The sequence below is a fragment of the uncultured Ralstonia sp. genome (assembly GCA_913056305.1).
GTDB lineage: Bacteria > Pseudomonadota > Gammaproteobacteria > Burkholderiales > Burkholderiaceae > Ralstonia.
The window spans coordinates 1-4,618 of record CAJXMR010000299.1 but is presented as its reverse complement, the minus strand read 5'-3'; the positions used below and the strand labels follow the sequence as shown (position 1 = coordinate 4,618).

5 protein-coding genes and 1 pseudogene are annotated in these 4,618 nt (G+C 64.9%); 4 read left to right on the top strand and 2 right to left on the bottom strand.

Annotated elements, in window-relative coordinates; genetic code table 11:
• The 3 genes and pseudogenes from QZ609_RS24825 to yjfF all read left to right on the top strand — a co-directional run.
• A pseudogene (locus QZ609_RS24825) lies at positions 1–345 on the top strand (sugar ABC transporter ATP-binding protein); the annotation flags it as partial.
• Entirely contained in the window at positions 342–1,400 is a 1,059-nt protein-coding gene (locus QZ609_RS24820; protein WP_295500613.1) for an ABC transporter permease, read from the top strand. The pseudogene QZ609_RS24825 and the gene QZ609_RS24820, both read left to right, overlap by 4 nt.
• Positions 1,397–2,470 (top strand): galactofuranose ABC transporter, permease protein YjfF, encoded by a 1,074-nt coding sequence (gene yjfF / locus QZ609_RS24815; RefSeq protein WP_295500610.1) that lies wholly within the window; start codon positions 1,397–1,399, stop codon positions 2,468–2,470. The genes QZ609_RS24820 and yjfF overlap by 4 nt, the downstream gene beginning before the upstream one ends.
• A gap of 45 nt (positions 2,471–2,515) precedes the next feature.
• Here the strand turns inward: yjfF and QZ609_RS24810 are convergent, their stop codons facing one another.
• Positions 2,516–3,532, bottom strand: a complete 1,017-nt coding sequence (locus tag QZ609_RS24810; protein WP_295500608.1) for a 1-aminocyclopropane-1-carboxylate deaminase — start codon at positions 3,530–3,532, stop codon at positions 2,516–2,518.
• A 138-nt stretch (positions 3,533–3,670) separates the two neighbouring features.
• On the opposite strand from QZ609_RS24810, the gene QZ609_RS24805 reads away from it, so the two are divergent.
• The gene (locus tag QZ609_RS24805) at positions 3,671–4,186 is read left to right on the top strand and encodes a winged helix-turn-helix transcriptional regulator (protein ID WP_295500605.1); all 516 of its coding nucleotides are present in this window, start codon (positions 3,671–3,673) and stop codon (positions 4,184–4,186) included.
• 234 nt (positions 4,187–4,420) lie between these two features.
• On the opposite strand, the gene QZ609_RS24800 is transcribed toward QZ609_RS24805, so the two are convergent.
• The coding region (locus QZ609_RS24800; protein WP_295500602.1) for a hypothetical protein at positions 4,421–4,618 on the bottom strand (198 nt) is incomplete at its 5' end.

Sequence of the window (4,618 nt, the reverse complement as noted above, 5' to 3'; positions counted from 1 at the left end):
GGCGGCAACCAGCAGAAGGCCGTGCTGGCGCGCTGGCTGGCGACCGACCCGGCCATGCTGATCCTCGACGAGCCCACGCGGGGCATCGATATCGCGGCCAAGCTCGACATCATGGATCTGGTCAGCGCCCAGTGCCGCAAGGGCATGGCGATCCTGTTCATTTCCAGCGAACTGCCCGAGGTGCTGCGCATGAGCCATCGGCTGGCGATCCTGCGCGATCGCAAGAAGGTGGGCGAACTCGCTGGCACGGACGTCACCGAAGACAATCTGTGCCATGTGATTGCCGGCGGGGACATGCCCACCAGTCATGCCGACACCACCTCGGCCACCGGAGGCGCAGCATGAGCCATTCCACCCATCTCACCCGCCTAGGCGCGCTCACCCGCCACCGCCTGTTCTGGCCCTGCCTCACGCTGGTGCTGCTGTGCCTGCTCAACACCGCGTTCAACCCGCATTTCTTCCACCTTGAGATCAAGAACGGGCACCTGTACGGCAGCGTGATCGACATCCTCAATCGCGCTGCGCCGCTGATGCTGGTGGCGCTGGGCATGGCGCTGGTGATCGCGGTGGGCGGCATCGATATTTCCGTCGGCGCCGTGGTGGCGATCTCTGGCGCCATTGCCGCTTCGTTGATCGGCGGCACGCTGGTAGTCCAGAACGGCGTGCCGGTCTACGTGACCAAGGTGCCGCTGGTGATTGCACTGCTCGCTGCCGTGGGCGCCGCGCTCGCGTGCGGCTTGTGGAACGGCCTGCTGGTGGCCGGTGCGGGCATGCAGCCGATCATCGCCACGCTGATCCTGATGGTGGCCGGGCGCGGCGTGGCGCAGCTCATCACCGGCGGCCAGATCATCACGGTCTACTACGAGCCGTTTTTCTTCGTTGGCAACGGCTACCTGTTCGGGCTGCCGTTCGGGCTCTTCATCGTCGCCGGCGTGCTGGCGCTGCTGCTGGTGCTGCTGCACCGGACGGCCTTGGGCCTGTTCATTGAAGCCGTCGGCATCAACCCGGTCGCCGCGCGGCTGGCCGGGCTGAACACCAAGGCGCTCGTGTTCGGCATCTACGGCTTCTGCGGCGCGATGGCCGGCGTTGCCGGGCTGATCATCTGCTCCAACGTGAAGAGCGCGGACGGCAACAACGCGGGGCTGCTGTTGGAGCTGGATGCCATCCTGGCCGTCACGCTCGGCGGCACCTCGCTTGCCGGCGGCAAGTTCAGCCTGTGGGGCAGCGTGCTCGGGGCGCTGATCATCCAGACCCTCACCTATGCCATCTACTCGATGGGCGTGCCGCCGGAGGTCAATCTGGTGGTGAAAGCGGCGGTGGTGTTTGCCGTGTGCCTGGCGCAATCGGCGCCGTTCCGCTCGATGGTCCTTCAACGCCGCAACGCGGGGGCGCAGCCATGAAGATCAACCCACGGCGCCTGCCGTTTTACGTGACGCTCTTCCTGTTCGCGCTGCTGTTCGGCTTTGGGTCGGTCAGCTACACCGGCTTCTTCAGCGTGCAGGTGTTCCTCAATCTGTTGATCGACAACGCCTTCCTGATCATCGTTGCCATCGGCATGACCTTCGTCATCCTGTCGGGCGGCATCGATCTGTCGGTGGGCGCGGTGGTGGCGCTCACCACCATGATTTCCGCTGCGCTGGTCGAGCATCACGGCTGGCCGATCGGCGTGGTGATCCCGTTCGTGCTTGCCAGCGGCTGCGGGTTTGGGCTGGTGATGGGCGTGATGATCCAGGTGTTCAAGATTCAGCCCTTCATCGTTACGCTTGCCGGCATGTTCCTGGCGCGGGGGCTGTGCTACCTGATCAGCATCGACTCCATCAGCATCACGGACCCCACCTACACCGCGTTGTCGCAGCACAAGATCCTGCTCGGGGGCGGCAATTATGTGTCGCCCAGCGTGCTCATCGCGCTGGCGGTCTTTGCCGGGGCCGTCTGGCTGGCGCACTTCAGCCGCTTCGGCCGCACCGTCTACGCGGTGGGCGGCAACGAGCGCTCCGCGCTGCTGATGGGCTTGCCGGTGGCACGCACCCGGATTCTCGTCTACGTGCTGAGCGGCTTCTGCTCGGCGCTCGGCGGGGTGGTGCTCACGTTCTACATGCTGTCCGGCTACGGCTTGCATGCGCAGGGCATGGAGCTGGATGCCATTGCCGCCACCGTGGTCGGCGGCACCTTGCTCACGGGCGGCGTGGGGCTGATCAGCGGCAGCGTGGTGGGGGTGCTGTTGCTGGGGGTGATCCAGTCGCTGATCACCTTTGACGGCACGCTCAGCTCGTGGTGGGCGCGCATCGCCATCGGCGTGCTGTTGTGCGTGTTCTGCCTGATGCAGCGCGTGCTTGGGCGTAGCCAGCGCGGGGCATCACCGCCGCCGCCTGGGTCGCGCAAGCGGGCCCGGCAGGCGGCTGAGCCGGTCAAGGAGAGGGCGCCGCTGGCCGCCACCGCGCAGGCGCACGCAATCCCGCCGTTCAACTAAGAAGGCGTTGCGCCGCCCAAGGCGCGCGCCACGAAAAGCCGTGCCTTAGCCGTTGCGGAAGAGGAAGCTGTAGCCGTTCAACGCCGGCACGCCGCCCAGGTGCGCATACAGCACGCGCGAGCCGGCCGGAATCTCGCCCCGGCGGATCAGGTCGATCATGCCCTGCATCGATTTGCCCTCGTACACCGGGTCGGTCAGCATGCCCTCGGCGCGGGCGCACAGGCGGATGGCGTCCAGCGTCTCCTGTGACGGCACGCCGTATTCCGGATACGCATAGCGCGTGTCGAGCACCACATCAGCCGCGGTGATGTCGCGGCCGAGGTCCACCTTGTCCGCCGTCTGCCGGGCGATGCGCAGGATCTGTGCGTGCGTCTGGTCTGGCGTGCCCGAGGCATCGATGCCGATCACGCGGTTCGCGCGCCCATCGGCGGCAAAGCCCACCACCATGCCCGCCTGCGTGCTGCCCGTGACCGAGCACACGATCACGTAGTCGAATTTGAAGCCGAGCGCCTTCTCCTGCTCGCGCACCTCCTCCGCAAAGCCGACAAAGCCCAGGCCGCCCAGCGGGTGGTCCGACGCGCCGGCCGGAATCGCATACGGCTTGCCGCCCGCGCGGCGCACGTCTTCCAGCGCCTGTTCCCAGCTCTCCTTGAACTCGATGCCGAAGCCCGCATCCACCAGCCGCACATCCGCACCCATGATGCGCGAGAGCTGGATGTTGCCCACGCGGTCATACACGCTGTCGAACCAGTTGACCCAGTTTTCCTGCACCGTCACGCAGCGCATGCCCAGATGCGCCGCCACCGCCGCCACCTGCCGCGTGTGGTTCGACTGGATGCCGCCGATGGTGACCAGCGTGTCGCAGCCCTGCGCCAGCGCCTCCGGAATCAGGTACTCCAGCTTGCGCGTCTTGTTGCCGCCGAAGGCGAGGCCGCTGTTGCAGTCCTCCCGCTTGGCGTAGATATCCACCTTGCCGCCCAGTTGCGCGGACAAGCGCGGCAGCGCCTGGATGGGCGTCGGCCCGAAGGTGAGCGAATGGCGGGGAAAGCGTTGCAGGTTCATGCGGGTTCTCCAGCTGGATTGATGTCCCAATGCTAGGGAACAACGCACGAAACAGGGTTGTGAAGATGGGCGCCTTCACGCATCATGGCACGCAGAATCGGGTACGCTGGTATCTGAAATTGTGCAGAGATGCGTTCCATGGCAACAAAATTGCGTGCAAGAACCAAGGCCGAACCCAAGCCAACCGCCCCGCCGCCCGAGCTGGACAGGACGGACCGCGCCATCCTGCGCGCCCTGCAGAAAGACGCGTCCATCAGCAACGTGACGCTGGCCAAGCGTGTGAACCTGAGCCCGGCCGCGTGCCTGCGGCGGGTGGAGCGGCTCAAGACTGCGGGGGTGATCCGGGGGGTGGTCGCGCTGCTCGATCCGCACGCGCTGGGGGCAGGCACCATGGTGCTGATCGGCGTGGTGCTGGACCGCTCGACGCCGGAGTCCTTCGCCGCCTTCGAGAAGGCCGCGCAGACCATTTCCGGCTGCATGGAGTGCCACCTGGTGACGGGGGAGTTTGATTACTTCCTGCTGATCCGCACGCGGGATTCAGAGAGCTTTACGCGGCTGCATGCGGAGCAGCTGCTGTATCTGCCGGGGGTGCGGCAGATACGGTCGTTTATGGGGTTGAAGGAGGTGGTTAGTCGGACGGAGGTGGTGGTGTAGGGCTGCTTCCGACCCAATACCGTCAGTCGATCTGTCGGCGGAGCAGTGGCTCACATCGGAGCGGAACCGTCATTCCGTACCTCCTCGCCTATCCCGTGGGCACATCGGCACTCGATTCTTCGCATCATGAGCCCGATTCGTTAGCGCCCTCTTCAGCGTACAAGAACGATTTGTAGCGGTTCCAGCTCGTTTGCAGGATGGGTGCTCAGAGGAACACGGTTGATCGCCTCATGCCTAAAATCCTGAATATCCCCTGCGTATTGCTCGCAATGTGTCGACGTCGCCAAGAAAAAATCTATCGGCCAATTGTTCGTCCTTCATTCGAGGAAATTCATCTTCAATCTTGAAGCCAAGCAATTCTTTAGCTGCCCAGGAACCAGTAGACGCAACTTGTTCGACCAGTTCGCGTTTCTCCGCGAGAAGGTAGTCCTT

Excerpts from the sequence above, each read along its gene's own strand:
- QZ609_RS24805 (WP_295500605.1), top strand. The coding sequence starts at position 3,671 with ATGGCAACAAAATTGCGTGCAAGAACCAAGGCCGAACCCAAGCCAACC.
- QZ609_RS24810 (WP_295500608.1), bottom strand. The coding sequence starts at position 3,532 with ATGAACCTGCAACGCTTTCCCCGCCATTCGCTCACCTTCGGGCCGACG.
- QZ609_RS24820 (WP_295500613.1), top strand. The coding sequence starts at position 342 with ATGAGCCATTCCACCCATCTCACCCGCCTAGGCGCGCTCACCCGCCAC.
- yjfF (WP_295500610.1), top strand. The coding sequence starts at position 1,397 with ATGAAGATCAACCCACGGCGCCTGCCGTTTTACGTGACGCTCTTCCTG.